Raw genomic sequence first — 4,297 nt, 5'->3', positions numbered from 1 at the left:
ATCCTGAATGGGGAACTATTTATTGGGACAATGGAGCAGATTTAGATCCAGATGTACTTTATTCTGCTATTACAAAACAATCATTACCTCAATTTTCTAGTTATGTTTATCAATAATTCTTGTAGGTTAGATCGACTTTTGAAGGTGGAGGTGCGATCAATATGGTATCTAAAGATTAGTTTTAAAGGCATAAGATATGATGGAATATTAGATGTATGCAGTGAGGTTAACCATGAATCAAAAATTAATTGACTCCTTAATCACCGTAGTTCAATCACTTACTAATGAGGAACGCCAAATATTTGAACAAAAATTGTTCTTTGATGATTCTTTAATTTCAACAGGAGATATTACTAACTTAGCCGAAAAAAGTCATTCTTTTGATTTTCTCAAGGATGAACCCGATATTTATACTTTAGAAGATGGAGAACCGATTTAATGTCTCTGAAAAAAGGTGATGTTGTTTTAGTTCCCTTTCCTTTTACTGATTTAAGTACCACAAAACTTCGTCCTGCTGTTGTATTGTGGGTTGATTTATCGGGAATAGATATTACAGTTTGTTTTATTTCTTCTCAAAATATCAGTAGTATAAGTATGGAAGAATTTTTGATTGATAAAAACGATTCCGAATTTACTCAAACAGGATTAAAAGTTACTTCTAAAGTTAGAGTTTCTAGGATAGTAACTATTGAAAGAAATTTGATAACGAGAAAACTCGGAGAATTAGGGATCGGTTTATTACAAATCTTGAATCAAAAATTAAAAAACATTTTTCAACTTCAATAAACATTAAGGGCAACTGCATAAATCCTTAAAGTGAATAGGATAAATAAGTAGTAAGTACAAAACATTTAAACACCAATAAAAATTAAAGGAGTAAATACAGTGGGTGTAACTTGGGATTCTCACGCAGAAATAATCAGTTTAGAGTCTGAAAAAATTAAACAATTAATTGAAGAGATCATCGATGAAGATAAGAAAAGTACGAATTTGGGTATCTCTTCCGTTCATGATTTAAGGATTGAGGATAACTCGGTTTTCTTTAACTCAGGAGGTTATGGTTGTTATGGTTATGATGCCTATTATATTAGAGATTATCTATTTGAAATACTTTTAGAAAGGTATGAAGGTGCGATCGCCTGTTTTGAATATGTCAAACCCTGTCAAAGTCAATATTATTACTTTACCACCAGTTTTATTAAATCAGAAGGGAAGGTGGATTGGGATGATGAAGAAAATTGCTTAGTCCACAAACAGGCTCTAATTATTAATGAAAATATACTCGATGATGATGAAAAAGAGATGCTAAACAGAGAAGAATCGTGGGATGATTCGTTTGAGCCAGAGGTATTTTTTGATTTTCAATGGGCTTGGGTTTGGTCAATAAATATTGATTCACTTTTGAAGCAAAAAGATAAAATGCCTTCACTTTATTCTATTTATCAGAAATGTGGAAACAATGAAGCAAAAATTACAACATCTTTACTTTATAGTTGGTGTGATGATAAACAAATATCGGAAGAGGAACTTTACTTGGCAATAAATGAATGTGAATTAGATTGTTTACATACAATTCAAAACTTTTGGGATACCATACTGGATTATTTTGAAGGGGAGTTACCAGATAATTTTCCCAGTTTTAAGACGGGTAGTGGCTCTTAACAATACCCTAAAAAATATTAAGGGCAAACTGCATAAATCTTCAAAATTGACTGGATAAATAAGTAGTAAGTACAAACATTAACATTTTGAATATTAATAGGTATAAGAACATGATTACAGTTCAATCAATCATATTAAACAAAGAGTTTTCTATTCCTCAAAACTGGTTAGAAAAAGCTAATTTTGGGGATAAAGTACGAATTATCGTCAAGGAAGGAGAAATTCGTTTATTATCGATTTCTGGTGACATATATTGGCATAATATTGGTTTTAATGAGCAAGATTGGTGGCAATACGTCAAAACCAATAATGTTTTAAGTTGTATTAATCCAGAACAGAAAAATGCGACTTATTGTAAAGGAGATACCATCATCGCTTATGCTAATGAATATGGTGCGTTAGGTTGGGGAATTATCACAAAAGATACTACCTATAAAAAAATTGAGGAGGGTTCGGCAGAAGATGTTAAAAATGGGACACATTTATATCGATTAAAAGATTTAGAGTGGCAATGTGTAGCGAATAATATCGAAGATGGAATTAAAGGTGGAGATGTTTTAAGGGAATTTAATATACATCATCCACTATCCGCTTTTTCTCGTATTACTAATAATGAGAAAGCTGAATTACTAATTCAAGAGTTAGAAAACAAGTATAATTCGATTTAATCATATCGGGAAGTTAGGGGTACTCAAACCCTTTCCGTTTTTTAGCTGATAAAAACTAAAACTTTATTAATCATCCAAATATCAACAGACACAAAATGAATCAAGAAATTTCGATTAATCAACTTGTCAATGGTGAAATAGACTTAAACTCTCTCAGTGATCAGGAAGCAGGAAGGTTACATGGACAAGTTTGTATGTATATAGAAGGATTATTAAAGCAAAATGAGGAAATTGCATTTGAAGATGATCAAGAGGCTTATTTATTAGATAGTAATTTTGTACAATTTGAATTTGTAGAACAATATTTAATTCCCCTTTGGCTTCGTACTTGGAAAGCTAATTGGGTTAATTATGAACGGGTATGGGGAGACGATAGTAGCGGTTTAACAGGTGGCATTGATATAATACCTTTTGTTTATGCTTTATCATCAGGAAATTTTACGGGAGATTGTTTTTTTAGTCGTTTAAGCTATAATTCCGAGACTTACGCCGTAAATGATAAAATCGCTGATGTACATGAGTTTATGGCGTATGTTTTCAATACAATTCATAATTCTGGTAGTCTTCGTTTTGACTATCAAGGTTATTTTGAGGAGTCTGGCATTCCAGAATATATAATTGAATTACTAAAAACCCCCGAATATATACTGGATACAACGGATGTTTTATTTGAGATAATTAGTTGTTTTGATGATTTTGATAATTTAAGAAGTAGCTCAGATGCTATTTTAGGATTAATTCAATTAAATGCGTTAGACGGCTTACGGGAGTGGACGGAAGATTTAGAAGATATTGATTTGAGTGATGCCGATTTAAGTAATGTTGACTTGAGTGGCTTTAATTTAACAAATGCAAATTTATCTGGTGCTAATTTAACTAATGCTAATTTAACCGATACAAATTTAACGGGTGCTGATTTAAGTAATGCAGATTTATCAGGTGCTGATTTGACGGATGCTGATTTAACCGATGCTTATTTAGAGGATATTATTACCGATGAAAATACCATGATCGACATCCCTTCAGAATAGTATTTCTGAGGGGGAGATTTTGAGGGTAGCAATTTTGTGGGGGAAGGTGCGATCGAATCATTACCTTGTTATCTTTATATTTAGATGTGAAATAAATTATTTAAAACTATGAAGTCATTAACAGATTATACAATTATAGTTAAACCTGATGACAACAATACTTTTGTTGCTTATATTCCAGCTATTAAAGGTTGTCATGCTTGGGGCAAAAGTGAACAAGAAGCAAGGTTAGAGTTAAATAATGTTTTCTCAATGATTCAGGAAGAATATCTTGAGCAAGGAAAAATATTACCTAATGATGTTGAAATAAAAGTTGTCAGCTATGCCTAGCAAAGTAAAAACGATTGAAAAAGTAGCAAAAAAATTAGGTTTTCAAAAAGTTCGTCAAAAAGGCAGTCATGCCCGTTGGCAACATATTGACGGAAGGGCAACAACGATTCCTATTCATGGTAACGCAGAAATTGGCGGTTGGTTGTTTAAGGAAATTTTAAGTCAGCTAGGTATTACAGAGGAAGAGTTTAACGAACTTAAATAAACTTTACCAAAAATCCACTTTTTGGGGAGAAGTTCGATCGAATCTCTAAGGGATGAAAAAAGTTAAAATAAAATAGTTATAAATTAGTAACAATTATTAATTATGAAAAGTGTAGAATATTTAACTGATATAAATGGTAATAAAAAAGCGGTAGTTATTCCCATCGAAATATGGGAAAAAATCATTCCTAATGACATCAATAATGATGATGACTTACCTGAATATTTAGAAAATTACTTTTTAAATCAAGCAATGGAAGAAGCGAAATTAACTCCTTTATTAGATGCTGAAAATGCCTTGAAATTTCAAGAGAATAAAATAGCAAAACCCGGATTACATTTAGGGGCAATTTCTATGGCTGAGGATTTTGATGAGCCTTTATCTGATAGTTTTTGGTTAGG

8 protein-coding genes and 1 pseudogene are annotated in these 4,297 nt (G+C 31.7%); all 9 read left to right on the top strand.

Translation table 11 applies throughout. The features are described 5' to 3' along the window. Nucleotides 1-116 (top strand): annotated as a pseudogene (locus ACN4EE_RS22120) (DUF2442 domain-containing protein); the annotation flags it as partial. A gap of 116 nt (nt 117-232) precedes the next feature. After that, on the top strand, nt 233-439 hold the full coding sequence (locus ACN4EE_RS22115; protein ID WP_431708681.1) for a hypothetical protein: 207 nt from the start codon (nt 233-235) through the stop codon (nt 437-439). Further along, nucleotides 439-786 (top strand): type II toxin-antitoxin system PemK/MazF family toxin, encoded by a 348-nt coding sequence (locus ACN4EE_RS22110; protein WP_431708680.1) that lies wholly within the window; start codon nt 439-441, stop codon nt 784-786. Before ACN4EE_RS22115 ends, ACN4EE_RS22110 begins: the two co-directional genes overlap by 1 nt. A 99-nt stretch (nt 787-885) precedes the next feature. Continuing rightward, nucleotides 886-1,662, top strand: coding sequence for a hypothetical protein (locus tag ACN4EE_RS22105; RefSeq protein ID WP_431708679.1), 777 nt, complete (start codon nt 886-888; stop codon nt 1,660-1,662). A 110-nt stretch (nt 1,663-1,772) separates the two neighbouring features. After that, a complete protein-coding gene (locus ACN4EE_RS22100; protein WP_431708678.1) occupies nt 1,773-2,330 on the top strand; it encodes a hypothetical protein in 558 nt (185 codons plus the stop codon). A 95-nt stretch (nt 2,331-2,425) separates the two neighbouring features. Beyond that, the gene (locus ACN4EE_RS22095) at nt 2,426-3,361 is read left to right on the top strand and encodes a pentapeptide repeat-containing protein (protein WP_431708677.1); all 936 of its coding nucleotides are present in this window, start codon (nt 2,426-2,428) and stop codon (nt 3,359-3,361) included. 108 nt (nt 3,362-3,469) lie between these two features. Then, the gene (locus ACN4EE_RS22090; RefSeq protein WP_431708676.1) at nt 3,470-3,691 is read left to right on the top strand and encodes a type II toxin-antitoxin system HicB family antitoxin; all 222 of its coding nucleotides are present in this window, start codon (nt 3,470-3,472) and stop codon (nt 3,689-3,691) included. After that, nucleotides 3,684-3,896: a type II toxin-antitoxin system HicA family toxin gene (locus ACN4EE_RS22085; RefSeq protein ID WP_431708675.1), complete on the top strand. Its 213-nt coding sequence runs from the start codon at nt 3,684-3,686 to the stop codon at nt 3,894-3,896. The genes ACN4EE_RS22090 and ACN4EE_RS22085 overlap by 8 nt, the downstream gene beginning before the upstream one ends. 102 nt (nt 3,897-3,998) lie before the next feature. Then, nucleotides 3,999-4,297 (top strand): hypothetical protein (locus tag ACN4EE_RS22080; protein ID WP_431708674.1); only part of this gene is annotated, 299 nt, incomplete at its 3' end.

The sequence above is a fragment of the Geminocystis sp. CENA526 genome, from assembly GCF_050753365.1.
Taxonomy (GTDB): Bacteria; Cyanobacteriota; Cyanobacteriia; order Cyanobacteriales; family Cyanobacteriaceae; genus Geminocystis.
The sequence above is the reverse complement of the archived record's forward strand: the minus strand, read 5'-3'. Positions and strand labels throughout refer to the sequence as shown.